The sequence below is a fragment of the Kocuria turfanensis genome (assembly GCF_001580365.1).
GTDB classification, from domain to species: Bacteria; Actinomycetota; Actinomycetes; order Actinomycetales; family Micrococcaceae; genus Kocuria; species Kocuria turfanensis.
In genome coordinates this window covers 772,867-798,907 of sequence record NZ_CP014480.1, presented here as the reverse complement: position 1 = coordinate 798,907, position 26,041 = coordinate 772,867, and the positions used below count along the sequence as shown (strand labels likewise).

Annotated in this window: 23 protein-coding genes and 4 tRNA genes; 19 read left to right on the top strand and 8 right to left on the bottom strand. The window is 72.7% G+C overall.

Features of this window, described 5'->3' with window-relative positions; translation table 11 throughout:
- Positions 1–101: 101 nt before the first annotated feature.
- On the top strand, positions 102–875 hold the full coding sequence (locus AYX06_RS03645) for a YaaA family protein (protein WP_062734573.1): 774 nt from the start codon (positions 102–104) through the stop codon (positions 873–875).
- Positions 876–890: 15 nt separating this feature from the next.
- Here the strand turns inward: AYX06_RS03645 and def are convergent, their stop codons facing one another.
- From def to orn, 3 genes are all read right to left on the bottom strand, one after another.
- A complete protein-coding gene (gene def, locus AYX06_RS03640; protein ID WP_062734571.1) occupies positions 891–1,463 on the bottom strand; it encodes a peptide deformylase in 573 nt (190 codons plus the stop codon).
- Between the two features lie 100 nt (positions 1,464–1,563).
- Positions 1,564–1,637, bottom strand: a tRNA-His gene (locus AYX06_RS03635).
- A 121-nt stretch (positions 1,638–1,758) separates the two neighbouring features.
- Positions 1,759–2,376 carry an oligoribonuclease gene (gene orn / locus AYX06_RS03630; protein ID WP_147017326.1) on the bottom strand — a complete coding sequence of 206 codons (618 nt, stop codon included), beginning with the start codon at positions 2,374–2,376 and terminating at the stop codon, positions 1,759–1,761.
- 155 nt (positions 2,377–2,531) lie between these two features.
- On the opposite strand from orn, the gene mptB reads away from it, so the two are divergent.
- The 7 genes from mptB (at position 2,532) to ettA (ending at position 9,333) form a co-directional block, all read left to right on the top strand.
- Entirely contained in the window at positions 2,532–4,094 is a 1,563-nt protein-coding gene (mptB, locus tag AYX06_RS03625) for a polyprenol phosphomannose-dependent alpha 1,6 mannosyltransferase MptB (RefSeq protein ID WP_232319385.1), read from the top strand.
- 69 nt (positions 4,095–4,163) lie between these two features.
- A tRNA-Arg gene (locus AYX06_RS03620) sits at positions 4,164–4,236 on the top strand.
- Positions 4,237–4,520: 284 nt separating this feature from the next.
- Positions 4,521–5,558, top strand: coding sequence for an acyltransferase family protein (locus tag AYX06_RS03615; protein ID WP_062734568.1), 1,038 nt, complete (start codon positions 4,521–4,523; stop codon positions 5,556–5,558).
- 343 nt (positions 5,559–5,901) lie between these two features.
- Positions 5,902–6,132 carry a hypothetical protein gene (locus tag AYX06_RS03610; RefSeq protein ID WP_047804588.1) on the top strand — a complete coding sequence of 77 codons (231 nt, stop codon included), beginning with the start codon at positions 5,902–5,904 and terminating at the stop codon, positions 6,130–6,132.
- 313 nt (positions 6,133–6,445) lie between these two features.
- Complete coding sequence (locus tag AYX06_RS20710; RefSeq protein ID WP_261775371.1) at positions 6,446–6,580, top strand: hypothetical protein; 135 nt, start codon at positions 6,446–6,448, stop codon at positions 6,578–6,580.
- Between the two features lie 388 nt (positions 6,581–6,968).
- A complete protein-coding gene (locus AYX06_RS03600; protein ID WP_062734561.1) occupies positions 6,969–7,541 on the top strand; it encodes a single-stranded DNA-binding protein in 573 nt (190 codons plus the stop codon).
- Positions 7,542–7,650: 109 nt separating this feature from the next.
- Complete coding sequence (ettA, locus tag AYX06_RS03595) at positions 7,651–9,333, top strand: energy-dependent translational throttle protein EttA (RefSeq protein WP_062734558.1); 1,683 nt, start codon at positions 7,651–7,653, stop codon at positions 9,331–9,333.
- 245 nt (positions 9,334–9,578) lie between these two features.
- Here ettA and AYX06_RS03590 read toward each other — a convergent pair whose 3' ends face one another.
- Positions 9,579–10,469 (bottom strand): acyl-CoA thioesterase, encoded by an 891-nt coding sequence (locus AYX06_RS03590; RefSeq protein ID WP_062734556.1) that lies wholly within the window; start codon positions 10,467–10,469, stop codon positions 9,579–9,581.
- Between the two features lie 160 nt (positions 10,470–10,629).
- Between AYX06_RS03590 and AYX06_RS03585 the strand changes: the two genes are divergently transcribed.
- Entirely contained in the window at positions 10,630–11,115 is a 486-nt protein-coding gene (locus AYX06_RS03585; protein WP_062734553.1) for an acyl-CoA thioesterase, read from the top strand.
- 5 nt (positions 11,116–11,120) lie between these two features.
- Positions 11,121–11,789, top strand: a complete 669-nt coding sequence (locus AYX06_RS03580) for a hypothetical protein (RefSeq protein WP_062734551.1) — start codon at positions 11,121–11,123, stop codon at positions 11,787–11,789.
- A gap of 30 nt (positions 11,790–11,819) precedes the next feature.
- On the opposite strand, the gene AYX06_RS03575 is transcribed toward AYX06_RS03580, so the two are convergent.
- Together AYX06_RS03575 and pepN are read right to left on the bottom strand one after the other, a co-directional pair.
- On the bottom strand, positions 11,820–12,239 hold the full coding sequence (locus AYX06_RS03575; protein ID WP_062736861.1) for a globin: 420 nt from the start codon (positions 12,237–12,239) through the stop codon (positions 11,820–11,822).
- A gap of 167 nt (positions 12,240–12,406) precedes the next feature.
- Entirely contained in the window at positions 12,407–14,974 is a 2,568-nt protein-coding gene (gene pepN, locus AYX06_RS03570; protein ID WP_062734548.1) for an aminopeptidase N, read from the bottom strand.
- A 215-nt stretch (positions 14,975–15,189) separates the two neighbouring features.
- On the opposite strand from pepN, the gene AYX06_RS03565 reads away from it, so the two are divergent.
- From AYX06_RS03565 to AYX06_RS03555, 3 genes are all read left to right on the top strand, one after another.
- Positions 15,190–15,711, top strand: a complete 522-nt coding sequence (locus tag AYX06_RS03565) for a ribose-5-phosphate isomerase (RefSeq protein ID WP_062734546.1) — start codon at positions 15,190–15,192, stop codon at positions 15,709–15,711.
- Positions 15,712–16,602 carry an Fpg/Nei family DNA glycosylase gene (locus AYX06_RS03560; RefSeq protein WP_062734544.1) on the top strand — a complete coding sequence of 297 codons (891 nt, stop codon included), beginning with the start codon at positions 15,712–15,714 and terminating at the stop codon, positions 16,600–16,602.
- Between the two features lie 103 nt (positions 16,603–16,705).
- Positions 16,706–17,347 (top strand): methyltransferase domain-containing protein, encoded by a 642-nt coding sequence (locus AYX06_RS03555; RefSeq protein WP_062734541.1) that lies wholly within the window; start codon positions 16,706–16,708, stop codon positions 17,345–17,347.
- Between the two features lie 125 nt (positions 17,348–17,472).
- On the opposite strand, the gene AYX06_RS03550 is transcribed toward AYX06_RS03555, so the two are convergent.
- Positions 17,473–17,543, bottom strand: a tRNA-Gly gene (locus AYX06_RS03550).
- Positions 17,544–17,769: 226 nt separating this feature from the next.
- Here AYX06_RS03550 and AYX06_RS03545 point away from each other — a divergent pair.
- The 6 genes from AYX06_RS03545 (at position 17,770) to AYX06_RS03520 (ending at position 23,109) form a co-directional block, all read left to right on the top strand.
- A tRNA-Pro gene (locus AYX06_RS03545) sits at positions 17,770–17,842 on the top strand.
- Positions 17,843–17,950: 108 nt separating this feature from the next.
- Positions 17,951–19,411, top strand: coding sequence for a trigger factor (gene tig, locus AYX06_RS03540; protein WP_062734539.1), 1,461 nt, complete (start codon positions 17,951–17,953; stop codon positions 19,409–19,411).
- Between the two features lie 190 nt (positions 19,412–19,601).
- Entirely contained in the window at positions 19,602–20,267 is a 666-nt protein-coding gene (locus tag AYX06_RS03535) for an ATP-dependent Clp protease proteolytic subunit (RefSeq protein WP_062734536.1), read from the top strand.
- A 61-nt stretch (positions 20,268–20,328) separates the two neighbouring features.
- Positions 20,329–21,006 carry an ATP-dependent Clp protease proteolytic subunit gene (locus AYX06_RS03530; RefSeq protein ID WP_062734533.1) on the top strand — a complete coding sequence of 226 codons (678 nt, stop codon included), beginning with the start codon at positions 20,329–20,331 and terminating at the stop codon, positions 21,004–21,006.
- A 143-nt stretch (positions 21,007–21,149) separates the two neighbouring features.
- Positions 21,150–22,445 (top strand): ATP-dependent Clp protease ATP-binding subunit ClpX, encoded by a 1,296-nt coding sequence (gene clpX / locus AYX06_RS03525; protein WP_062734530.1) that lies wholly within the window; start codon positions 21,150–21,152, stop codon positions 22,443–22,445.
- A gap of 67 nt (positions 22,446–22,512) precedes the next feature.
- A complete protein-coding gene (locus tag AYX06_RS03520; RefSeq protein ID WP_062734528.1) occupies positions 22,513–23,109 on the top strand; it encodes a mycothiol-dependent nitroreductase Rv2466c family protein in 597 nt (198 codons plus the stop codon).
- An 86-nt stretch (positions 23,110–23,195) separates the two neighbouring features.
- Here the strand turns inward: AYX06_RS03520 and valS are convergent, their stop codons facing one another.
- Positions 23,196–25,832 (bottom strand): valine--tRNA ligase, encoded by a 2,637-nt coding sequence (gene valS / locus AYX06_RS03515; RefSeq protein ID WP_062734526.1) that lies wholly within the window; start codon positions 25,830–25,832, stop codon positions 23,196–23,198.
- Between the last annotated feature and the right edge of the window lie 209 nt (positions 25,833–26,041).

The following is a 26,041-nucleotide window of genomic DNA, read 5'->3' as shown; positions in this document are numbered from 1 at the left end:
CGCCGTCCATCCTACCCGCCCGGGATCCTGCCCGGACCCGTGACAGGGTCCGGCGACCGGGCCCGGCGCCACCGGCCGCGCGGGTCACTAGACTTCTGCGGGTGCTGATCCTGCTGCCCCCCTCCGAGACCAAGACCGCCCCCGGCTCCGGCGAGCCCGTCGACACCAAGGCCCTCGCCTTTCCCGAGCTCACACCCGCCCGTGAGCAGGTCCTCGCCGAGCTGGCGAGCGCGAGCGCCCGAGCGGACGCCCTGGAGGTGCTGGGCGTGGGGGAGCGGCTGCGCGGGGAGGTCGAGCGCAACACCCGTCTCGGCGCCGAGCCCGCGGCACCGGCGCTGCACGTCTACACCGGGGTGCTCTACGACGCCCTGGACCCGGCGGGGCTCACGGCCGGGCAGCAGGAGGCGGCGGCGGCCTCCCTCGTCGTCGTCTCCGCCCTGTGGGGCGCGGTGCGGCCCACGGACCGGATCCCGGCCTACCGGCTGTCGATGGGGGCGGAACTGCCCCGGCTGGGCAAGCTCGCGGCCCACTGGAAGCGCCACCTGCCCGCCGCGCTCGGACCCGCCGCGGAGGACCGTCTCGTGGTCGACTGCCGCTCGGCCGCCTACGCCGCCGCGTGGCGTGCTCCCCGGGAGCGGACGGTCGGGGTCAAGGTCGTCCGGGAGCGGGGCGGGACGCGCACGGTCGTCTCGCACATGGCCAAGCACACCCGCGGGCTGCTCGCCCGTCACCTGGTGCAGCGCGCCGCCGGCGGCGAGTGCGTCGCGACGCCGCAGGACCTGCTGGCGGCAGCCGGGGAGCGCTGGCGGGCGGAGCTCCGGGAGCCCACGGCCCGCTCGGCCGGGGAGCTCGTGCTGGTGCTGCCCGGGGACTGAGCCGTCCCCGCCGGCTCAGTGCCCGAACGGGTCCTCGTCGACCCCCGGGGTCCAGCTGTGGCCGTCCCGGCCCCAGCCCTCCGCCTTGACCGCCCTGCGGGCCTTGCGGGCCCACTTGTCGTTGAGCCGGTCCAGGTAGAGCTTGCCGTCCAGGTGGTCGTACTCGTGCTGCATCACCCGGGCGAACCAGCCGTTGGCCTCGAAGGCCACCGGCGCTCCCGCGGTGTCGACCCCGGCCACCCGGACCCAGTCCGCGCGCTTGAGCGGCCAGCTGTAGCCGGGCACGGAGAGGCAGCCCTCGGACTCCTCGTCCGGGTCCGGGGCGTCCTGGGAGACCCGGCCGAGGGTCAGCACGGGGTTCACGAGCACCCCGCGCGGCGGGACCCCGTCGTCGTTCGGGAACGCGTAGGTGAAGATCCGCAGGCCCACGCCGATCTGCGGGGCGGCCAGACCCACGCCGTGGGCGGCGTCCATGGTCTCGTACATGTCCTCGACGAGGGCGCGCAGCGCGTCGTCGAACGCCGTCACCTTGGCGGCGGGGCGGTGCAGGACGGGGTTGCCGGTGATCACCACGGGGCGGATGGCCATGACGCACTTCCTTCGACTTGCCGGGGGCTTCGCCCCTGCGCGAGCCGGGGCGGGAACGACGAAAGGCCGCCCCGAGTCCTCGGGACGGCCTTTCACAGCGGGTGAGCGACGGGGGTTGAACCCGCGACCTCCTGGACCACAACCAGGCGCTCTGCCGAACTGAGCTACGCCCACCATGAACGCCCGCCGGAAGACCGTGCTTCCGCTGGGCAACGCATACGAGTGTACCGCATTCCCGGACCGCACCCGACCACGTCGGCCACGGCCTCGGCGGGGCGGGCGCGGACCCGGTCGTTCAGGCGCCGGTGCGGGACCCGGCGATCTCCGCGGCGATGGCCCGGGCGGTCTCGGAGTCGGGCCCCGGCTCGGGGGCGAAGACGGCCTGGCGGTAGTAGCGCAGCTCGTCGATCGAGTCGCGGATGTCGCCCAGCGCCCGGTGGTTGCCGGTCTTCGGCGGGGCCTGGAAGTAGGCGCGCGGGAACCAGCGGCGGGAGAGCTCCTTGATGGTGGAGACGTCGATCACGCGGTAGTGCAGGTGCTCCACGACCTGCGGCATGTCCCGGACCAGGAAGGTGCGGTCCGTGCCCACGGAGTTGCCGCCCAGCGGGGCCTTGCCCGGTTCGGGCACCCACTGCCGGATGTAGGCGAGGACCTGCTCCTGGGCCTGCTCCATCGTCAGGCCGGAGGGCAGCTCGTCGAGCAGCTTGGACGCCGTGTGCATGTTCCGCACGAAGTCGCCCATCTGCGCCAGGGCCTCGTCACTGGGGCGGATCACCACGTCGACGCCCTCGCCGAGGACGTTCAGCTCGTCGTCGGTCACGAGGGCCGCGACCTCGATGAGGGCGTCCTCCTCGAGGGACAGCCCCGTCATCTCGCAGTCGATCCACACAATGCGTCCGTTGGAAGTAGCCACCCCGACAATCTACCGTGCCGGCCCGACGCCGCCTCCCGCGCACGGCCCTGCCGGGTGCTCTCCCGTCGGCGACGATAGGATCGGGGCGACCACGGGTCCGCGCTGCGCCCAGCCGCGGCCGCCCGCAGCCACCGGACGGGCGCATCGGGAGAGCAGTGCAGACCACTTCGAGGACGCCGGCGCCGGGCGAGGGCGCCGAACCGCTGGCGGGCCCCGACGGCTCCCGGTCCGTCTCCGGCTCCCTGCTCCGCACCGTGCTCATGGGCACCGTCGGCTCGCTCATGCTCTTCGTCGGCTCCCTGGGCGTCGGCTGGCTCGCCTCCGTCTCCCCGCTGCGCCAGGTGCCGGTCATCATCGCCATGCGCTTCACCACCGCGGGCGCGATCGTATCGATCCTCCTGCTGGCGATGGGCGGGATGCTGCTGATCCGGGAGTGGCTGCGGCTGGGCCAGAAGCTCAACCGGTGGGGTCCCGGCAGCGGGCGGTGGGTGCTCATCGCCATCGCCGCCTGGTCGGCGCCCATGCTCGTGACCATCCCCCTGTTCAGCCGGGACGTGTACTCCTACATCGGCCAGGGCCGGGTGATGGCCAGCGGGCTCAATCCCTACGAGCACGGCGTCTCCACGATCGACAACTTCTTCCAGCTCGGCGCCGACCAGATGTGGTCCGAGTCGCCGCCGCCCTACGGGCCCCTGTTCCTGTGGCTGGAGCAGCTCGTGGTGGCCGTGACCGGGGCGAACCCGGACGCGGCCGTGCTGTGGTTCCGGGCGATGTGCGTGCTGGCCGTGATCGCCTGCATGTGGCTGATCCCGCGGCTGGCGCGGCTGCACGGGATCAATCCCGCCCGGGCCCTGTGGCTCAGCGTGGCCAACCCCCTGTTCCTCACCAACTTCATCGTCTCCGTGCACAACGACGCGATCATGATCGCCCTGGCCCTGGCCGGCACCTACGTGGCCGCGGTGCACCGGAACTGGAAGGGCGGGCTGGCCGGCACGGCGCTCGTCACCCTCTCCGTGGCCGTCAAGCCCATCACGCTCGTCTTCCTGCCCTTCATCGGTCTGCTCTGGGCCGGGAAGAACGCCTCGTGGACGCGCCGCTTCGTGGCGTGGTTCCTCACCCTCGTCTACGCCCTGGCCCTGCTCTGGCTGATGGGCCTGGTCAACGGCTTCGGCTTCGGCTGGGTCGCCGCGATGTCCACTCCGGGCTCGGTGTCCATCTGGTACGCCCCCGTGGGCTTCCTGGGCGGGCTGGCGTCGGCCCTGGCCGCCGCTGTGGGGGCCGACGCCGGGCAGTGGCGCGGCACGGTCCACTCGATCGGGCAGGCGCTGGCCGTGCCGATCATCCTGTGGCTGATGTTCACGGGCCGCGACGAGCGGATCATCCGCCGTCTGACCTGGGCGTTCGCGGCCATCGTGCTGTTCTCCCCGATGATCCAGGCCTGGTACGTGGTCTGGCTCATCCCGCTCTTCGCGGTCACGGGCATCCGCAGCGACTGGCAGGTGGACGTCCTGTTCTTCCTCACCGTCTTCTTCATGATCTACGCGGTCTCGGACCAGCTCGACGTCTTCCCGTACCTGGACCTCGACCTGAGCTCCGGCCGGCTGATCGCGGCGGTCGTGGCGCTGTCCTACGGGGTGTACCTGTGGTTCCTCGACCCCGCGACCGGACGCAGGCTCCGCGGCCGCTCCGAGCCCCCGGTGCAGAGCGCCGTCATCTGAGCTCGCGTGCCGGGCGCCGCGAGTTGGTAAACTCGTCCGCGGCGCCCGGGACACGGACCCGGGCGGCCCGCCTCAGTAGCTCAGTGGATAGAGCAGGAGCCTTCTAATCTCTTGGTCGGGGGTTCGACTCCCTCCTGGGGCACCGGAGAACGACTGGTCGGACAGGCCATAGCCCCCCGTCGTCGGCACGGAAGCAGCCTGCCGCGGCCGGAGGCCGCGGGTGAGCGCGGACGGGGCGGCCCGGTGGCCGCCGGCGGCGCCGGTGCGGGTCCGGCCGGTCGGCGCGGTGACCGCCGGTTCCTCCGCCGGCGGGTCGCCTCCTCGTCATGCCGTGCGATCGTGATGGCGCTTCAGGCGTTTGCATGTGAGAATACGGTCCTCACCCGTGGGGTCGGGTGAGGTCCCTCGCAGAGAGTCCTGCCGCTCATGACACTCAAGGATCGGCTCAGCAGCCGTCACAACCTTCTCAACGCCGTCCGCATCGTGTTCGCGGCCATGGTCATCCTCGGCCACGCGTGGCCGCTCACCGGTGCCTCCGGCCACGGACTGGAGATGCTCTCGGACGTGGCGGTCAACGGCTTCTTCCTGGTGAGCGGTTATCTCATCGCGGAGAGCCGCACGCGGACACAGTTCGTGCCCTACCTCTGGCGACGCCTCCTGCGCATCTATCCGGGCTTCCTGGTCAGCCTCCTGGTGGTGGCGGCGATCTTCGCGCCCCTGGGCGCCCGCCTGGGCGGCCAGGCCTTCGACCTGCGCTCGGCCGCGGGCTTCGTGCTGTCGAACAGCGCGCTCAGGATCACCCAGTGGGAGATCGACGGGTCGCTCGTCGGGGCTCCCGTCGACGGGGCGTGGAACGGCTCCCTGTGGACCCTGTTCTACGAAGCGGTCGCCTATCTCGCCCTCGGCGCGGTGCTCAGCCTCTCCGTGGCCGTCCGGCGAGCCCGGTGGGTCCTGCCCGCACTGACCCTGGCGGTCATCGGCCTCCGCGTGCTCGCCGAGGGCCCGCTGGAGGTCACCACCACCCTCTACCTCAACGGGCTCCGGCTCGCCGGCTACTTCCTGGCCGGGGCGGCCGTCTGGGCCTGGGCCGACCGCTGGAGACCCCGCCCGTGGCACGTGGCGGCCGCAGTCGTTGCGTACCTCGTCCTGACCAACGAGGGCTGGGCGGACCTGTTCGGCCAGTTCCCGCTCGCCGTCGCGGTCCTCGGCATCGGATCCCTGCCCTCCCACCACTGGACGACCCGCACGGACCTGTCCTACGGCGTGTACATCTACGCCTATCCCGTCCAGCAGCTGCTGGTCATGCTCGGCACCGCGGCGTGGGGCGTGACCGCGAACATCGTGCTCACCGTGGTCTTGGTGCTGCCCCTGGCCTTCCTGTCGTGGACGCTCGTGGAGAAGCCGGCGCTGCGCGCCAAGCGACTCCTGGACCCGCGGGTCCCGGTGTCGCCGACTCCGCAGTAGGCGCACGCCGCGACTGCCGGCCTCGCCCGGCGACGCACGGCACCGGTGCCCACCGTCGGCGTGCGACGACCCCCGCTGTGCGCGGTCACGGCCCGTGCGGTCGTGGCACCGCCGACCGCCGTGCGGGGCGGAAGTGGGGACAGCCCGACTCGGTGAATTCGCATAAGTTAAGAGGTGTTCCGCGAGACGTGGCCCACCCGGCCTCGTACCGCCCTCGGCAGGGCGGGCGAGCCGGGAGCACGATCCTCGCTCACCCCGGCTGCAGCTCGCCGGAGTGGCCGCCCCGGAGGGGAGACCCGGGGCGGCCAGGGCCACGCCTGCGGACCCGATCAGGGGAGGAACCATGAGCGTCACCATCATCCGGCAGTGGGTGGGCGGAGGGGCCCGCCACCACCACTACGAGACCGTCGAGGAGGCCGCGGAGGACACCAAGGACTTCATCGCGCGGCACGTCGACGAGGACATCGCCCCCGACCGCCTGGAGGCCATCATCCGCAGCGTCATCGACAGCCACTGCGTCCAGCTGGACACCCGCACGGGGGGCATCATCACCGGGCAGGGCCTCATCGTCTAGGGCACGCCGGGGCCGGGGCCGTGCTCCGGGCCCGGTCCCGGCGTCCGCACTGCACCTGGGGCCGGGCACCCGGGACCGGGCACGGGTCCGGCCACGTCGCTCCGTCCGGCGCTCCCGGCCAGGACCCACCCCCGCGCGGGCGGGTTCCTGCCCGGACGACGGCCGCCGGGGGAGTCCCCGACCGGGCCGTCACGTCCCCGCTGCATCCACAGGGGCTCCCGCACCGGTAGTAGGAGTGAGGGCACCCGCGCAGGATGACGTCCGGCGGGCCACCGCCCGACCGGCCGCTGCAACGTTCATCGAGGTGAGCACGATGGCCCAGATCCGGCTCTGCCCGTGCGGGGCGCCACCCGTCCACGGGCCGTGGTGCTGGGCGTGTGCCCAGGAGCAGGAGAAGCAGCACCGCCCGCTCGGCGTGATCACCTGGGACACCGCCGACCTCGACTGAGGCACGTCGCCCACCTGCTCCGCACCGACCACCGGCCGGGTCCGCACGCCATCGGTTCCCGGGTCCGCACGCCATCGGTTCCCGGGCCCGGACGGCACGCGTCGGTCCGCCCGGCCCCGGTTGCCGGACGCAGGGGCCCAGGGCGATCCGCACGGCATCGGTTCCCGGCATCAGGGGCCGCGGGTCGGTCCGCCCGGCACCGGTTCCCGGCCCCAGCGGCCGCAGGACGATCCGCACTGCACCGGCCCCGGGACCCGAGGGCCGCGGGCATGCTCCTCCACAACCGGGCCGCCGGGGACGCGCCCCGGGCCGGGAGCGCAGGACCCTGGGGGCACCCCGACACCGGGGCCAGCCCCGGCCGAACGGCCGCCGTCCTGAGGAGTTCCCGATGACCGAGCAGATCACCGTCCGCGGCTACGTGGCCACGGACCCCGAGTCCCGCAACCTGCCCGACGGCACCGTGGTGGTGACCTTCCGCCTGGCCTCCACGCCGCGCTGGTTCGACCAGCAGAGCTCGGCCTGGCGCGACGGGCACACCAACTGGTTCTCGGTGCAGGCGTTCCGCGCGCTGGGGCTCAACGCGCTGGCGAGCATCAAGAAGGGCCAGCCCGTGGTGGTGGTCGGAAAGCTGAAGGTCCGGTTCTGGGAGGGCGAGCACGGGCGCAACACCGCCGTGGACGTGGACGCCGTCTCCATCGGGCACGACCTGGCGCTGGGCACGGCCTGCTTCCAGCGCACCGTCACCTCCTCCCCGGCCACGGAGCAGACCGGATCACCCGGACCGGCCGGGGAGAGCACGGCGCAGCCGGCTCCGGGGGAGACGGCGGGCGCCTCCGGGGAGAGCCGGGACCCGGCCGAGGAGGACCCGTCGGCTCCGGAGGGCGTCGATCCGGAGACCGGCGAGATCCGCCCCGGAGCCGAACCGGGCCGCCGCCAGCGCCGGCAGCCCGCGACCGCCTGAGCCGCCCGTCCGGCCCACCCCCGCACCCCGGTCGAGCGGGGGCGGGGCCCAGCCGGTCCCGCTCCGTCCCCGCCGGTGGGCGGGGACGGGGCGGGGTAGCCTTGAGGGCATGGCGGAATTCATCTACACAATGTCCAAGGCCCGCAAGACCGTGGGCGACAAAGTCATCCTCGACGACGTCACCATGTCCTTCTACCCCGGCGCGAAGATCGGCGTCGTGGGACCCAACGGCGCCGGCAAGTCCACCATCCTCAAGATCATGGCCGGCCTCGACCAGCCCTCCAACGGCGAGGCCCGGCTCAGCCCCGGCTACACCGTCGGCATCCTGCTGCAGGAGCCGCCGCTCAACGAGGAGAAGACCGTCCTCGGCAACGTGGAGGAGGGCGTCGGCGAGATCAAGGCCAAGCTCGACCGCTTCAACGAGATCTCCGAGCAGATGGCCCAGCCCGACGCCGACTTCGACGCCCTGATGGAGGAGATGGGCCGGCTCCAGGAGGACATCGACACCGCCAACGCCTGGGACCTCGACTCCCAGCTGGAGCAGGCGATGGACGCGCTGCGCTGCCCGCCGCCGGACGCCGACGTCAAGGTCCTCTCCGGTGGTGAGCGCCGCCGCGTGGCCCTGTGCAAGCTGCTGCTGCAGAAGCCGGACCTGCTGCTGCTCGACGAGCCCACCAACCACCTGGACGCCGAGTCCGTGCTGTGGCTGGAGCAGCACCTGAAGGACTACCACGGCGCCGTCATGGCCGTGACCCACGACCGGTACTTCCTCGACCACGTGGCCGAGTGGATCTGTGAGGTCGACCGCGGCCGCCTCTACGGCTACGAGGGCAACTACTCGGCCTACCTCGAGACCAAGCGCGCCCGCATGGAGGTGCAGGGCAAGAAGGACGCCAAGCAGGCCAAGCGCCTGGCCGACGAGCTCGAGTGGGTCCGCTCCAACGCCAAGGGGCGGCAGGCCAAGTCCAAGGCCCGCCTGGCCCGCTACGAGGAGATGGCCGCCGAGGCGGAGAAGACGCGCAAGCTCGACTTCGAGGAGATCCAGATCCCGCCGGGACCGCGCCTGGGCAACCTCGTGATCGAGGCGAAGAGCCTGCAGAAGGGCTTCGGCGACCGGTCCCTGATCAAGGACCTGTCCTTCTCCCTGCCGCGCAACGGCATCGTGGGCGTCATCGGCCCCAACGGCGTCGGCAAGTCGACCCTGTTCAAGACCATCGTGGGCCTCGAGGAGCTGGACGGGGGCGAGCTGAAGATCGGCGACTCCGTCAAGATCTCCTACGTGGACCAGAACCGCGCGAACCTCGACCCGAACAAGTCGCTGTGGGAGGTCGTCTCGGACGGCCTGGACTACATCAACGTCGGCAACGTGGAGATGCCCTCGCGCGCCTACGTCTCGGCGTTCGGGTTCAAGGGCCCGGACCAGCAGAAGAAGGCCGGGGTCCTCTCCGGCGGCGAGCGCAACCGGCTCAACCTGGCCCTGACCCTCAAGCAGGGCGGCAACCTGCTGCTGCTCGACGAGCCCACCAACGACCTCGACGTCGAGACCCTCGGCTCGCTGGAGAACGCGCTGCTGGAGTTCCCGGGCTGCGCCGTGGTGGTCTCCCACGACCGGTGGTTCCTGGACCGGGTCGCCACGCACATCCTCGCGTGGGAGGGCACCGAGGAGGAGCCGGACAACTGGTACTGGTTCGAGGGCAACTTCGAGGCCTACGAGGCCAACAAGGTGGAGCGCCTCGGCGCCGATGCCGCGCGGCCGCACCGGGTCACCCACCGCCGCCTGACCCGCGACTGATCCGCGCCGGAGGGAACCGCGGCCGGCCCGGTGCCCTCCGACGTGCTGCAGGGGCCCGGCCGGTCGGGAGGACCAGATCCTCCCGACCGGCCGGGCCCCTGCGTCGCATCGGCGCCGACGCCGGGGTTCGTGCCGGGGCTGGACAGGCGTCACGGTCAGGTCCGCGCCGCGGCGCGAGCCACCGCCGCCGCGTGGTCGGCGCCGGAGCCGGCGCGACGACGGGGGCCGCGCCGGGGGCGGAGGAGCTAGGCGAACTCCGGGAAGCGCATCATGCCCTCCTGGGCGGTGGTGGCCACGAGCCGGCCGTCCCGGGTGAACATCCGTCCCACGCCCAGCCCGCGCGCCGAGGAGGCGTTGGGGGAGGACTGCACGTAGAGCAGCCACTCGTCGGCGCGGGCCTCGCGGTGCCACCACATGGCGTGGTCGAGGGAGGCGAGGTTCATGCCCGGCTCGATCCAGGTCTTCCCGTGCAGCCGCAGGATCGGCTCGAGCAGGGTGTAGTCGCTGGCGTAGGCCAGGGCCGCGCGGTGCACGTCCGGATCGTCCGGCAGCGGCTTGAGCGTCTTGATCCACACCGCGTTGAACGGCTCGCCGCGGGAGTCCGGCTGGAAGTAGATGGGCTCGGTGATGTAGCGCATGTCGAAGGGCCGTTCGTGGGCGATCGCCTGCGCCTCCGGGGCGTCGATGTGGCCCAGCAGCTCGACGGCGCTGGGCAGCGACTCGGGGTCGGGGAGGTTGCGCGGCGACTCGTCCTGGTGGTCCAGCCCCCGGGCGGGGACCTGGAAGGAGGCGATGGCCGAGAGGATGGCGCGGCCGTCCTGGTAGGCGTGCACCCGGCGGGCGGAGAACGAGCGGCCGTCGCGGATCCGCTCCACGCCGAAGGTGATGGGCTGGGACACGTCCCCGGCGCGCAGGAAGTACGCGTGCAGGGAGTGGATGATCCGCTCCGGCTCCACCGTGCGCATCGCGGCGGTGGCGGCCTGGGCCAGGACCTGCCCGCCGTAGACCCGGCCGCGGGCGGGGGAGATGGAGTGGCCCACGTAGATGTCCTCGAGGGTGCGGGCGCCGCCGCCGTCGGCGAGGTCCAGCATGTCGAGCAGCGCCTGCGTGGGGTCCGGGATGGGGCTGTAGGTCATGGGCTTCACTCTAGCCAAGGCCCCCGGTCCTTCCCGCCGCCCGCCCGGGCCGCGGCGCGCTGTCGCGGCGCGCTGTCGTGGCGCGCTGTCGTGGCGCGCTGTCGTGGCGCGCTGTCGTGGTGAGCTTCCGGCGGCGCCCGGGTGTGATGGGATGGGATGCATGTCATCCCTGCTGATCCCCATCCAGATGCGCTTCGGCGACATCGACAGCTACGGCCACGTCAACAACGTCACCATGCTGCAGTACCTGGAGGACGCCCGCGTCCGGCTCATGTCCCGCGCGCTTCCCGAGGACGCCGCGGCGGGGATCCCGGAGGGCGCCTCGTTCCGCTCCCTGCTGGGGGAGCGCCAGACCGTGATCGGGCGCCAGGAGATCGAGTACACGGAGCAGCTGCTGTACCGGCCCGGGCCGGTGTTCGTGCGGGTGTGGGTCTCCTCCGTGGGCGGGTCCAGCTTCGTGCTGGACTACGCCGTGCAGGAGGAGGACGGCTCGCGCGTCTACGCCGTGGCGCAGACCGCCGTCGTGCAGATCGACCGGGGCACCGGGCGGCCCGTCCGCCTGGACGGCACGCAGCGCGAGCTGCTCGAGCAGTGGGTGGACGCCCCCACCCGGTTCGCCCGCCGGCCCGCTCCCGCCGGGGCCTGAGCCCGATGAGCCGTTTCCTGCCGCTGACCGACCCGCGCGACGTCGCGGACCTGCGGACCTTCCTGACCCGCGCCCGCGGGGTGGACCCCCAGGGCGCGGTGCGCTTCCAGGCGCGCGGGCGCGCCGTGGGCGCGTACGTGTGCGTGCTGGAGCCCCACGGCCTGCTGGACCGCACGCCCACGGTGCTGGGGCTGCGCACCGCCGCGCTGGCCCGCGCGCACGAGCTGGACGTCACGGTCCCGCTCGGCGGGGTGCTCGACCGGATGCCCCGCCAGGACCAGGAGCAGGCCGAGGTGGGGCTGCCGCCGATGGACGCGGCCGTCTCCTGGGCCGGCATCGCCCCGCCGCTGAGCGGGTGGACGCCGGTGGGCGCGGTGGCCGGTGACGCCCTGCGCGAGACGGCCCGGGCCGGGATCGCCGAGGTCGCCCGCACGGTGCCCACGGACGCGGGCGCCGCCGTCGTGGACACCGTGCGCTCGCAGGTCTGGGGCCGCTCGTCGGGCTGGGCCGAGACCCTCGCCGGGCGCCTCAGCGGCGCCCCGGTGCCGGACGGCGCGGCGTTCGCGGCGTACTCGCTGGGCTTCCTCCGCCCCGGCGCGGAGGTCGCCGTGGCCGAGAACGGCCGCTGGGTGCGCCTGAGCACCCCCGGCGGCCACGTGCTCACCAAGCGCTGAGCCCGCCGCGGCGGACCCGGGGCACCGGCCTCAGCCGGGGCGGTTGATCATGGCGTGGGCGGCACGGTCGAAGTAGTCCCAGATGATCCCGTCGTGCAGCGGCGAGAGCTCCAGGGTGTCCAGGGCTGCGCGCATGTGCTTCAGCCACGTCTCCCGGGCCCACACGTCCACGGGGAACGGCATGTGCCGCATCCGCAGCCGCGGGTGCCCGCGCTGCTCGGAGTAGGTGGTGGGCCCGCCCCAGTACTGCTCGAGGAACATCCGCAGCCGCTCCTCGGCGGGGCCGAGGTCGTCGTCCGGGTACAGCGCCCGGAACCGCTCGTCCTCGGCCACCCGGGCGTAGAACTCGTGCACGAGCTTCACGAACGTCTCGTGCCCGCCCACCTGCTCGTAGAACGACGCCGACGTGCCCGCCTCGGCCTCCTGCCGCTCGTCGCCGACCTGCGGCACGGGCCGGCGCAGCTGGGACAGCGGCGCCCCCACCGCGAAGGACCGGGACCCGGGCGGGGCCGCGGCCGCGGGGTCCGTGCGCGGTGCGCCGCCGGGCTCACGACCGGGCTCACGACCGGGCTCAGGAGCGTGCCCGGGACCCGGCCCGGGCGGCCTCTGCTCGTCGCTCATGCCCGCGCCACCTCGTACCGGGCGTCCACGGCCTGACCGCGGACCGCGCGGGCGGTGGCGTCGCGCTGCTCGAGCACGAGCCGGCGCAGCCCGTGCAGGTCCACGGGCAGTCCGGCCAGGAACGCGTCCGTGGCGTCGACGGTGCGCTGGGTGGGGATGTTCGGGTACATCCCCACGGCGATCTGCTGGGCGAGCTCGTGGGTGCGGGTGCGCCACAGCTCGGGCATCGCCGCGAAGTACTGCTCGGCCCAGGGCTCGAGCAGGGACGGGTCGGCGGCCGTGCGGAACCCGTCGATCGCCGCGTCCTGGATGGAGTTGGGCAGCGAGCCCTCCACCATGATCTGCTCCCAGGCCCGGGCCTTGGCCTCGGCCGTGGGGACCGCGGCGCGGGCGCGGGCCGCGGCGATGGCGCCGTTCTCGGTGTTGTCCTCGGCGAGCATCGCGTCCACCGCCTCGTCCCCGAGGCGCCCCCCGGCGCACAGGGCGGTGAGCACCGCCCAGCGCAGGTCGGTGTCCAGGGCCAGGCCCGCCAGGGACCGGCGCCCGTCCAGCAGCTGCTCGAGCACGTCGAGCTGGCCGGCCGTGCGGGCGTGCCGGGCGAAGGCCTTGAGGAACTGCAGCTGCTGGTCGGACCCGGCCCCGGCCTCCTCGGTGAGCCGCCACAGCCGGTCGGCGGCGTCGTGCTGCACGGCCTCGCGCACCGGTTCGGCCACGTAGCCCTCCAGCACCGTCTCCAGCCGGCGCAGCTGGACCTGGATGCCGGTGGAGTCCGTCTCGTGGGCGATGTTGCCCAGCACGAGCTCCACGTAGCGGCGGGCCGGGGTCTCGCCGTCGTGCACGCCGTCCCACACGGAGGCCTGGACGAGGGCCCGGGGCAGGGTCCGCTCGAAGTTCTTCAGGTGCGTGAGCGCGGTGTCCAGGGAGCACTCGTCGAGGCGGATCTTCGCGTAGGCGAGGTCGTCGTCGTTGAGCAGCACCAGGTCCGGCAGCTCCCGGCCGACCAGCTCGGCCACCTCGGTGACGGGTCCGTCGACGTCGAGCTCCACCCGGTGGGTGCGCACGAGCTTGCCCTGCTCGCCGTCGTGGTCGTAGAACCCGACGGCCAGCCGGTGCGGGCGGAGGGTCGGGTGCTCCTCGGGGGCGGTCTGCTCGATCCGGAAGGAGCGGATCACCCCGTCCTCGTCGGTCTCGAGCACCGGGGTCAGGGTGTTCACCCCGGCGGTCTCGAGCCACTTGGCGGACCACTGCTCCAGGTCCCGGCCGCTGGCCTCCTCGAGCCGGACCATGAGGTCCCGCAGCTCGGTGTTGCCCCACGCGTGCTCCCGGAAGTACCGGTTCAGCCCGGCCATGAACTGCTCCTGGCCCACCCACGCGACCAGCTGCTTGAGCACCGAGGCGCCCTTGGCGTAGGTGATGCCGTCGAAGTTGACGAGCACGTCCTCGAGGTCGCGGATCTCGGCCTTGATGGGGTGGGTGGTGGGCAGCTGGTCCTGCTCGTAGCCCCAGGACTTCTCCCCGGCGGCGAAGGTCGTCCACGCGTCGGTGTAGCGGGTGTTCTCCGCCGCGGCGAGGGTGGACATGAACTCCGCGAAGGACTCGTTGAGCCACAGGTCGTTCCACCAGCGCATGGTCACGAAGTCCCCGAACCACATGTGCGCCAGCTCGTGCAGGATCGTGATCGCCCGCCGCTCCACGCGCGCCTGCGTGGGCCGGGAGCGGAACACGTAGAGCTCCACGAAGGTCACCGCCCCGGCGTTCTCCATGGCCCCGGCGTTGAACTGCGGGACGAAGAGCTGGTCGTACTTCTCGAAGGGGTAGGGCATCCCGAACTGCGCCTCGAAGAACTCGAAGCCCCGCTTGGTGATGCCGAACATCTCCTCCGCCTCGACGTGCTCCATGAGCGAGCGCCGGGCGTACAGCCCCAGCGGCACCGTGCGCCCGTCGGCGCTGACGAGCTCGTCGTGCACGGAGGCGTAGGGGCCGGCGATGAGGGCCGTGACGTAGCAGGGCACCACGGGCGTGGGGGAGAAGGACCACGTGGCCGCGCCGGGACCGGCCGGCACGGGCTCCGGGGTGGGCTGGGTGGAGACCACCGTCCAGTGCGCGGGGGCCGTGACCGTGAACGCGAAGCGCGCCTTGAGGTCCGGCTGCTCGAACACGGCGAACATCCGGCGCGTGTCCGCCACCTCGAACTGGGTGTAGAGGTAGACCTCGTCGTCGACCGGGTCCACGAACCGGTGCAGGCCCTCGCCGGTGTTCATGTACCGGCAGTCCGCCTCGACCGTCAGCACGTTCTCGTCCTCCAGGCCCGGCAGCTGGATCCGCGCCCCGTCGGAGACCTCTGCGGGGTCCAGCTCCCTGCCGTTGAGCACCACGGAGTGCACCGTGTCGGTGATCGCGTCGATGAACGTCGAGGCGCCCGGGACGGCCCGGAAGCGCACGGTGGTCGTCGAGCGGAAGAGCCGCTCGCCGCGGGTGAGGTCCAGGACCACGTCGTAGGCGTCCACGGCGACGGTCTCGGCCCGCGCGGCCGCCTCCTGGCGGGTCAGGTTGGTTCCGGGCACTTCAGTGCCGTCCTCTCGTCGGGGGCAGGGGGCGCCCACGGCCGGTGGGCCGCAGGGATTCCGTCCATTATGTCAGCCGCGTCACCCTCCCCGAGGGAGGACGTCCCGGGCCCGGCCCGGCGCGCCAGCAACTACGCTGGTGGGCGGCCGGTCCGCGCGCGCGGTTCCCGCCACGATCCCGCCCCGTACCCGCGAACCCCAGGAGCACGCCGCCCATGCGCGTCCACATCGCCACCGACCACGCCGGCCTGGACCTCTCCCGCTACCTGGTCGAGGAGCTCGTCGCCGCCGGCTACGACCTCGTCGACCACGGCCCGGCCGAGTACGACGCCCTCGACGACTACCCCGCCTTCTGCATCAGCGCCGCGCGCGCCGTGCGCGAGGACCGGGAGGCGGGCCTGGACTCCCTGGGCATCGTCCTGGGCGGGTCCGGCAACGGGGAGCAGATCGCCGCCAACAAGGTCCGCGGGATCCGCGCCGCCCTCGCCTGGAACCTGGACACCGCCCGCCTGGCCCGCCAGCACAACGACGCCCAGGTCGCGGCCGTCGGCGGGCGCCAGCACCCCCGGGAGGAGGCGCTGGAGATCGTCAAGGCGTTCCTCGCGGAGCCCTTCTCCGGCGAGGAGCGCCACGCGCGGCGGATCGGCCAGGTCGCCGAGTACGAGGCCACCGGGACCGTGGCGGGCCGGCTCGAGGAGCTGCGCCCGCGGGAGTTCCCCGCCGCCCGGGAGGCCTGAGTGCCGGAGGGCCACTCGGTCCACCGGCTGGCCCGCCAGTTCGCCGACTGCTTCGTGGGCCAGACCCTGGCCGTGAGCTCCCCGCAGGGCCGGTTCGCGGAGGGGGCCGCGGCCCTCGACGGCGCCGTCCTGGAGGGCGCCCGCGCCCACGGCAAGCAGCTGTTCCTCGACTTCGCGGGGGACCGCGTGCTGCGCTCGCACCTGGGCCTGTACGGGGCGTGGAGCTTCGGCGGCACCGCGCGGTTCCGCGGGGCCTCCTCCATCGGGGCGCCGCGGCGGATCGGCGAGCGGGAGGCCGACGACGACGCCGCGCCCGCCGCCGGCCCGCTGCGTCCGCCCGCGCCGGTGGGCGCGGTGCGGGTGCGCCTGGTGGGCGACGAGGGCTGGGCCGACCTGCGCGGGCCCGCGCTGTGCGTGCTCGAGAGCCGCGCGGAGGCCGAGGCCGCCCGGGCCCGGCTGGGTCCCGACCCGCTGGACCCCGGCGCCGACCCGGCGCCGTTCCTGACCGCCGTGCGGCGCAGCCGCCGTCCGGTCGGGGTGCTGCTCATGGACCAGGCCGTGCTGGCGGGGGTGGGCAACATCTTCCGGGCGGAGTCGCTGTTCCGGTGCGGCGTGGACCCCCTGCTGCCCGGCCGGGCGCTGGGGGAGGAGGCCGTGCGGCGGCTGTGGGCGGAGAACGTGGCCCTGATGCGCGCCGGGGCCCGGCTGGGCCGGATCGTCACCACGGACCCCGCCGACCGTCCCGGGGTGGACGAGACCGCGGCCTGGCCCGAGCACGCCCACTACGTCTACCGGCGCGCCGGGCAGCCCTGCCGGCGGTGCGGGACCCCCGTGGCGACCGGGGAGCTGGCCGGCCGCGGCCTCTACTGGTGCCCCGCCTGCCAGCCCTGAGCCGCCGGCCCTGAGCCGCGGGGCCTGACCGCAGGACCCGAGCTGCCGGGCCCGAGCCGCCGTGGCTGAGCCGCCGGGCCCGAGCCGGGGATATCCTGGTGCCATGTCCGGTTGCTGCGGCCCCGCGAACTACGCGAGCGTCTTCGGGCCCCGGGTGGCCCGCGGGCTGGCCGCCCGGTACCGCCTGCGCGGCCCGGACCGGACCACCCGCCGGGTGCTGGACTTCCTCACCGCCCGGGGCGTGGACGGGGCGTCCGTGCTCGAGATCGGCGGCGGCGTGGGCGAGGTGCAGCTGGAGCTGCTGCGCCGCGGCGCGGCCCGCACGACCAACCTGGAGCTGGTGGACTCCTACGAGACCGAGGCGGCCGCGCTCGCCGCGGCGGCCGGGGTCCGCGGGCGCACCGTGCGCCGGCAGCTGGACATCGCGGTGGACCCGGGGGCGGTGGCGGCCCACGACGTCGTCGTGCTGCACCGGGTGGTGTGCTGCTATCCCGACCACGAGCGGCTGCTGGCGGCCGCGGCGGACCACGCGGAACGGATGCTGGTGCTCAGCTTCCCGCCCGACACCCCGGGGATCCGGGCGTCCCTCGCCCTGCTCAACGCGTTCTACCGGCTCACCGGCCGCTCGTTCCGCAACTACCTGCACCCGCCCGAGGCGATGCTGGAGGTGCTGCGCGCCCACGGGCTGCGCCCCGTCCACGCCCACCGCGGCCGGCTCTGGCAGGTGGTCGGCCTGGTCCGCTGACCCGGCCGCGACCGGCCCGGGACGCGGGCGGCGAGCGGGCCGTGAGCGGGGTGGAGCAACCCCGCCGACGACGAACGCCCCGGTCCGAGCGGACCGGGGCGTTGGTGCACGGGAACGTGCGGGGGAGGGGATGACGGGAATCGAACCCGCGTAATCAGTTTGGAAGACTGAGGCTCTACCATTGAGCTACATCCCCGGCGCCCGCTCGTGGCGGGCCTTTCCATTAACCGGCCCGGCGCGTGCGGTGTCAAATCCCCGGCCGCGCTCCCCGCGCCGGGGCCGGCCCCAGGAGGACCCCCGCGGACCGGCCGCGGCAGCTCGCGGCGGGCCGAGGTGCGGGTGCGTCCGCCCAGCCGGTAGACTCGCCGGTGGTCCGTGCCCGAGCACCGGACCGCAGTCGTTGCAGCCGAGGCTGCAGGTACCGGGGCGTAGCGTAGTGGCTAGCGCGCCTGCTTTGGGAGCAGGAGATCGCAGGTTCGAGTCCTGTCGCCCCGACGTTGGAGCGGCTGCCCGGTCCACCGGGCAGCCGCCTTTCCGACTGTCCCGGGCCGGAGCACGGCCCCAGAACACCCACCCGACCTACCACTCAGGAGTGCAGCGGAAGTGAAGAGCGCCGTCGAGAAACTCAACCCGACCCAGGTCAAGATCGTCGTGGACGTCCCGTTCGCGGAACTGAAGCCGTTCATCGACGAGACCTACAAGTCGCTCGGGAACCAGATCCAGGTCCCCGGCTTCCGCCGCGGCAAGGTCCCGGCGCGGCTGATCGAGCAGCGCGTGGGCTTCGACTTCGTCGTCGAGAACGCGCTCAACGAGGGCCTGAACACCTTCTTCCAGCAGGCCCTGGCCGAGAACGGGATCACCCCCCTGACCCAGCCGCAGGTCGAGGTCGTCGCCAAGCCGGACGAGACGAACCGTGAGGCCGACACCAAGGTCGAGATCGACGTGGCCGTGCGCCCCGAGATCGAGCTGCCCGACTACAAGGGCCTCGAGGTCGAGGTGGACGCCCGCGAGGCCTCCGCCGAGGACGAGCAGAAGGCCCTCGACGAGCTGCGCGGGCGCTTCGGCACCCTCAAGACCGTGGACCGCCCGGCCGTCGAGGGCGACTTCGTCACCCTCGACCTGCAGGCCCTGGTCGACGGCGAGGAGGTCGACGCCGCCAACGACCTGTCCTACCAGGTGGGCGCCGGCACCATGCTCGACGGCATGGACGAGGCCATCACCGGCCTGTCCGCCGAGGAGGACGCCACCTTCGAGACGAAGCTCGCCGGCGGCGAGCACAGCGGTGAGGACGCGACCGTCAAGGTCAAGGTCACCGCCGTGAAGGAGCGCGAGCTGCCCGAGGCCGACGACGAGTTCGCCCAGCTGGCCTCCGAGTTCGACACCATCGAGGAGCTCAAGGAGGACCTGAAGAAGCAGGCCGCCGAGGGCACCGTCGTCGAGCAGGGCATCGAGGCCCGCGACAAGGTCCTGGAGAAGCTGCTCTCGCTGGTCGAGATCCCCGTGCCGCAGGCCGTGATCGACGAACAGATCGCCCAGCACTTCGACAACCCGCAGGCCGAGGCCGACCACGACTCCCCGGAGCACCGGGACGAGGTCCGCAAGAACGCCGAGGACGCCTTCCGCAACGAGATCGTGCTGGACGCGGTCGCCGAGGCCGAGGAGATCGGCGTCGAGCAGTCCGAGCTGATCGACTACATCATCAACATGTCCCAGCAGTACGGCATGGACCCGAACCAGTTCGCGCAGCTGCTGGACTCCTCCGGCCAGGCCGGGCTGATGGTCGGCGAGGTCCGCCGCCGCAAGGCCCTGGCCAAGGTCCTGGAGTACGCCACGGTCACCGACACCGAGGGCAACCCGGTGGACCTCTCCGCGTTCGTCCGCCCGCAGGACGAGGAGCAGGGCGCCGAGGAGCAGGCGTCCGAGGAGCAGGCCGAGGAGGTCGCCCCCGAGGAGACCACCGCCGCCCCGACCCCCGGCACCGAGGAGGAGTCGGCGGACTCGCCCGAGTCCCCGGAGTCGGCCGAGTCGGCGGACTCCGCCGACTCCGCGGACTCGGCCAAGTGAGGTCCTGAGCCCCGCGCCGGAGGCGCCGTCGTTCCCCCGGAACGGCGGCGCCTCCGCCGTCGGCGGGCCCGCCGCGGCCACCATGCGCCATCAGCGAACAACCCCGGCGCGGACCGGTTCCGGCCCGGGGCGGGCACTAGTGTTCTGTTCAGAGATCACCGGACCACACGGACGAAAGAGGCACTGTTTCATGACCTCCGCTCACGAGTCGCCGTTCGGCTCGACCCACGCAACCTCCACCGGCCCGCGCCTGCAGGGCGGCGCCCCGATGGGCGGCCAGGACGACTACGTCTACAACCGGCTGCTCAAGGAGCGCATCATCTGGCTGGGCTCCGAGGTGCGCGACGACAACGCGAACCTCATCTGCTCCCAGATGCTGCTGCTCTCGGCCGAGGACCCGCAGGCCGACATCTTCCTGTACATCAACTCCCCGGGCGGCTCCGTCACCGCGGGCATGGCGATCTACGACACCATGCAGCTGATCCCGAACGACGTCGTGACCGTGGCCACCGGCCTGGCGGCCTCGATGGGCCAGTTCCTGCTCTCCTCCGGCGCCAAGGGCAAGCGCTACGCGACCCCCAACGCCCGGATCCTCATGCACCAGCCCTCCGGCGGCATGGGCGGCACCGCCTCGGACATCCGGGTGCAGGCCGAGCTCATCCTGTCGATGAAGCAGCGTCTGGCCGAGCTCACCGCCGAGCAGACCGGCCAGACCCTGGAGACCATCCTCCGCGACAACGACCGGGACAACTGGTTCGACGCCCAGCGCGCCCTGGACTACGGCTTCTTCGACCACATCGCCAGCTCGGCCGGGGCCATGACCGGCGGCGGCGGGACCATGAAGGACCAGGAGTAGGACCTCGGCGGTCCCGCCCCCACGACCCGGCAAGCACCCCAGACTCTCGAGGATCTCAACGATGACCTACACCTACGGACCTTCGTCCACGGCCGGTTCCGCGGCCGCCCTGCCCACCAGCCGCTACGTGCTCCCCGACTTCGAGGAGCGCACCCCCTACGGGTACCGCCGGCAGAACCCCTACACCAAGCTGTTCGAGGACCGGATCATCTTCCTGGGCGTGCAGGTCGACGACGCCTCGGCCGACGACGTGATGGCCCAGCTGCTGGTGCTCGAGGCGCAGGACGCCGACCGGGACATCACCATGTACATCAACTCCCCGGGCGGGTCGTTCACCGCGATGACCGCGATCTACGACACCATGCAGTTCATCCGCCCGGAGATCCAGACCGTGTGCCTCGGGCAGGCGGCCTCCGCGGCCGCCGTGCTGCTGGCCGGCGGCACCCCGGGCAAGCGCCTGGCGCTGCCCAACGCCCGCGTGCTCATCCACCAGCCGGCCATGTCCGGGCAGGGCGGCGGGCAGGCCTCCGACATCGAGATCCAGGCCAACGAGATCATGCGCATGCGCGAGTGGCTGGAGGAGACCCTGGCCCTGCACTCCGGCAAGACCGCCGAGGAGGTCAACCGCGACATCGAGCGCGACAAGATCCTCACCGCCGCCGCCGCCAAGGAGTACGGGATCGTGGACCACGTCCTGGAGTCCCGCAAGATCCACAAGCCCGCCACCGTCACCGTCTGACGCGCGGCACCCGTCCCGCCGGAGCCCCGGTGCGCCGCGACCCGGACCGGTCGCGGCGCACCGGGGCGTCCCGGTGTTGGGGCGGGCCCCGGTCCTCGCCTATCCTGGACGAGGATTTCCGTACCCGACCAGAGGACTGATTCATGGCGCGCATCGGCGAGACCGCGGATCTGCTCAAGTGCTCCTTCTGCGGCAAGAGCCAGAAGCAGGTCCGCAAGCTCATCGCGGGCCCACGCGTCTACATCTGCGACGAGTGCATCGAGCTGTGCAACGAGATCATCGAGGAGGAGCTGAGCGAGGTCAAGGACCTGGAGCAGCAGGAGCTTCCCACACCCCACGAGATCTACCAGCACCTGCACCAGTACGTCATCGGGCAGGAGACCGCCAAGCGGGCGCTGTCCGTGGCGGTGTACAACCACTACAAGCGGGTCCGGGCCGGGGAGAACGGCAAGCCCCTGTCCCTGGCCACCGCGGCCGGTGACGAGGACGTGGAGATCGCCAAGTCCAACATCCTGCTCGTCGGGCCCACCGGCTCCGGCAAGACCTACCTGGCGCAGTCGCTGGCCCGCCGGCTCGACGTCCCCTTCGCCGTCGCCGACGCCACCTCCCTCACCGAGGCCGGCTACGTGGGCGAGGACGTGGAGAACATCCTGCTCAAGCTCATCCAGGCCGCGGACTACGACGTCAAGCGGGCCGAGACGGGCATCATCTACATCGACGAGATCGACAAGATCTCCCGCAAGTCCGAGAACCCCTCCATCACCCGCGACGTCTCCGGGGAGGGCGTGCAGCAGGCCCTGCTGAAGATCCTCGAGGGCACCGTGGCCTCGGTGCCGCCGCAGGGCGGGCGCAAGCACCCCCAGCAGGAGTTCATCCAGATCGACACCACGAACGTGCTGTTCATCGTGGCCGGTGCCTTCGCCGGCCTGGAGGACATCGTGGACTCCCGCGCCGGGCACACCAGCATCGGGTTCGGCGCCGCACTGCGGGAGAGCGGCCCGCGCCGGGACGTGATGGCCGACGTCATGCCCGAGGACCTGCTGAAGTTCGGCCTGATCCCCGAGCTCATCGGCCGGCTGCCCGTGGTCACCACCCTGCGGGAGCTGACCGTCGCCGACCTCACCCGGATCCTCACCGAGCCGCGCAACGCCCTCGTGAAGCAGTACCGGAAGATGTTCCAGCTCGACGGCGTCGAGCTGACCTTCGACCCGGAGGCCCTCACGGCCGTCGCCGAGCTCGCGATCCAGCGGGGCACCGGTGCCCGCGGGCTGCGCGCCATCCTCGAGGACGTCCTGCAGCCGGTGATGTTCGAGCTGCCCAGCCGCGAGGACATCGCCGCGGTGCTCGTCACCGCCGAGGCCGTGGCCAAGCAGGCCGAGCCGGAGATCATCACGCACGAGATGATCCGTGAGGAGCAGAACCGGAACAAAACCGCCTGATCCGTGGCTTGTACTCCGTGAGGCGCCCGCCGGTCCCGGCGGGCGCACCCGTGAGGAGAGGAAGCTGATGACGGACAAGGTCGATTTCTGGTTCGATCCCCTGTGCCCCTGGGCCTGGATGACCTCCCGCTGGATGGAGGAGGTGGAGTCCCGCCGCGACGTGGAGGTCACGTGGCGGATCATCTCCCTCGGCATCCTGAACGAGGACAACCCGGACAACCACCACCACGGCCACGAGAAGTCGATGTGGCTGGTGCGCGTGGTCGAGGCCGCGGCGAGCGCCCACGGCGACGACCAGCGCAAGAAGCTCTACGACGCGATGGGCACCCGCCGCCACCCCGGCGGCATGGAGGACCTGGAGCAGATCATCACCGAGTCGCTCGCCGAGGTCGGGCTGCCCGCCGAGCTCGCGGCCGCCAAGGACTCCGCCGAGTTCGACGGGGCGCTGCGGGACTCCACCGAGGCCGCGCGGACGGTCGCCGGGCAGGACATCGGCACCCCCTGCATCGCGGTCAACGGCACCGGGTTCTTCGGCCCCGTCTTCACCCCCGCCCCGACGGGGGAGGAGGCCGCGAGGATCTGGGACGGCTCGCTGGCCCTGGCCTCCTACCCGGGGTTCTACGAGCTCAAGCGCGGGCGGGAGCAGGGCCCCGTCTTCTCCTGACGCTCCCGCATCCCCGGTGCGCCGCGCCGGACACGGACGAAGCCCCCATGGCGGACCCATGGGGGCTTCCTCCGTGCCCGGGGCGTCTACCGCGCGGGCTCCTCGGCGGGGGCCAGCTCGACGTCGCGCACGCTGAGGCCCTCGTCCCCGGCCACGAGCGTGAGCTGGTCGGCGTTGCCGGCGGCCCGGAGGTCGTCCAGCCCGGCCTCGAGCCGGGCCACCTCCGCGGCGGGGGCGGTGATGGTCGCCGAGCGCACGGCGGTGCGCTGCTTGACCTTGGCCTCCGACTTGGCCTTGCGCAGCCCGGACAGCGCCTCGCCCAGGGTGGTGAGGACCTCCGGGTCGGCACCGTCCACGGCCGCGGCGAAGGCGTCGGCCGCCGGCCACGCGGCCCGGTGCACGGACCCGGTGCGCCACCAGGACCACACCTCCTCCGTGGCGAAGGGCAGCACCGGGGCGAACAGCCGCAGCAGGGCGTCGAGGGTGGTGGCCAGCGCGGCGTGCACGGAGGCCTGAGCGGCCTCGCCGCGGGCCCCGTAGGCCCGGTCCTTGACGAGCTCGACGTAGTCGTCGGTGAACGTCCAGAAGAACTGCTCCGTGAGCTGCAGCGCCCGGGCGTACTCGTAGTCCGCGAAGGCCTGCGTGGCGCGCTCCACCACCGTGCGCAGCTGCGCGAGCAGCGCCCGGTCCAGGGGCTCGGTCAGCACGTCGGCGGACGCCCCGGCGCCGAGCACGGACGCCTCCGTGACGCCCTGGGCGAGGACGAACTTCGAGGCGTTGAGCAGCTTGATCGCCAGCCGGCGGCCGATCTTCATCTGCCCCTCGTCGTAGGCGGTGTCCGCGCCCAGGCGGGCCGAGGCGGCCCAGTAGCGCACCGCGTCGGCGCCGTAGTTCTCGAGCACCTCGGTGGGGACCACCACGTTGCCCTTGGACTTGGACATCTTCTTGCGGTCCGGGTCGAGGATCCACCCGGAGAGCGCGGTGTTGGTCCAGGGCACCGTGCCGGCCAGCGACTCCGAGCGCACGACGGTGGAGAACAGCCAGGTGCGGATGATGTCGTGGCCCTGCGGCCGCAGGTCCATCGGGAACGTGTTGGCGTGCAGCTGCTCGTCGAACGCCCAGCCGGTGGCGATCTGGGGGGTCAGCGAGGACGTGGCCCAGGTGTCGAGCACGTCCGGGTCCCCGGTGAAGCCGTGCGGCTGGTCCCGCTGGGACTCGTCGAAGCCGGGGGCGGGCTCGGCGGCCGGGTCCACCGGCAGCTGGTCGTGGGCGGGCAGGACGGGAGCGTCGTAGTCCGGGTTGCCGTCGCCGTCGAGGCGGTACCAGACCGGGAACGGGACCCCGAAGAAGCGCTGGCGGGAGATCAGCCAGTCGCCGTTGAGGCCCTCGATCCAGTTCTCGTACCGGGAGCGCATGAACGAGGGGTGCCAGTCCATCTCGCGGCCCCGCGCCAGCAGCGCGTCGCGGCGCTCGGCGTCGCGGCCGCCGTTGCGGATGTACCACTGGCGGGAGGTGACGACCTCGAGGGGCTTGTCGCCCTTCTCGTAGAAGTTCACCGGGTGCACGACCTTCTGCGGCTCGCCCACCAGGTCCCCGGACTCGCGCAGCATCTCCACGACGGCCTGCTGGGCGGAGAACACCGTCCTGCCGGCCACCCGGGCGTAGTGCTCGGCCGGGGCCCCGGCGGCGATCCACTCCGGGGTCTCGCTCGCGAAGCGGCCGTCACGGCCGACCAGCGCGCGGGTCGGCAGCTCCAGCTCGCGCCACCACGTGACGTCGGTGAGGTCGCCGAAGGTGCAGATCATCGCGATCCCGGAGCCCTTGTCCGGCTTGGCCAGCGGGTGCGCCCGGACCTCGACCTCGACGTCGAACAGCGGGGAGCGCACCGTGGTGCCGAACAGCGGCTGGTAGCGCTCGTCGTCCGGGTGGGCCACGAGGGCCACGCACGCGGGCAGGAGCTCGGGGCGGGTCGTCTCGATGTGGACGGTCCCGCCGTCGGGCCGGTGGAAGGCCACCCGGTGGTAGAAGCCCTCCCGCTCCCGGTCCTCGAGCTCGGCCTGGGCCACGGCGGTGCGGAAGGTGACGTCCCACAGGGTGGGGGCCTCGGCCAGATAGGCGTTGCCGGCGGCCAGGTCCTCGAGGAAGGCGCGCTGGGAGACCGCCCGGGAGCGGGCGTCGATCGTGCGGTAGGTGCGGGTCCAGTCCACGGACAGGCCCAGGGTGGAGAAGAGGTGCTCGAAGACCTTCTCGTCCTCGACCGCCAGCTCCTCGCAGAGCTCGATGAAGTTCCGGCGGGAGACCACGTCCCAGTCGCGCTGGTTCTTCGCGGGCTTCTCCGGCGGGCGGTAGCCCTCCACGTAGGGCCGGGCGGGGTCGCAGCGCACGCCGTAGTAGTTCTGCACCCGCCGCTCGGTGGGCAGGCCGTTGTCGTCCCAGCCCAGCGGGTAGAAGACGTTCTTGCCGCTCATCCGCTGGTAGCGGGCGATCACGTCGGTCTGCGTGTAGGAGAACATGTGGCCGACGTGGAGGGAGCCGGAGGCGGTCGGCGGGGGAGTGTCGATCGAGTAGACCTGCTCGCGGGTCGTGTCCTCGTCGAACGCGAAGGTGCCCTCCTCGCGCCACTTCCGCGAGTACGTCTGCTCCAGTCCCTCCAGGGCGGGCTTGTCGGGAACGGTCACGGTCGTCGGTGCGGGCGTGTCTGTGCCCTGCGTGTTGTCAGCCATGCCGACCAGTCTCTCACGAGGCCGGGGCCGGCCCGGGGCGGCCCCGGCCTCGGCACCGGCCCGCGCGTGGGTTAAGCTGGGGGCAGTCATCACGGCGTCGATCCGGCCATCACCGGGGAGCCTTCGGAAGAACAGGCCCCGCCCGTCGCGGGAGGGGCCCCAGTAGAACCGAACGGGTAAGCCCGTCACAGCAGTCAACGAGCGGCGGC